The organism is Geobacillus sp. ZGt-1, from assembly GCF_001026865.1.
Lineage (GTDB): Bacteria > Bacillota > Bacilli > Bacillales > Anoxybacillaceae > Geobacillus > Geobacillus thermoleovorans.
In genome coordinates this window covers 1-211 of record NZ_LDPD01000004.1, presented here as the reverse complement: position 1 = coordinate 211, position 211 = coordinate 1, and the positions used below count along the sequence as shown (strand labels likewise).

Here is a 211-nt window from a genome sequence, read left to right as displayed (position 1 = left end):
AATAGCCTTCCATGACGAGGCGAACGGCCATCACCCGTTGGCGAAGAAGGGTGTTTTTGATTTTCCGTTCCTGTTTGCGAAGTGTTCGAGGTGTCCATCCGTGATCGTTGGTGATGCGCAGACGTTTCATGAATGATCCCGCTCCTTTTCCATTGGTTTCCTTAGGAACAGGATAACCGGAGTGGGCACTGGTTATACGAAGGTTAATCTT

Annotated in this window: 1 pseudogene; it reads right to left on the bottom strand. The window is 49.3% G+C overall.

The features are described 5' to 3' along the window. A pseudogene (locus tag VU18_RS21175) lies at positions 1-130 on the bottom strand (IS630 family transposase); the annotation flags it as partial. Between the last annotated feature and the right edge of the window lie 81 nt (positions 131-211).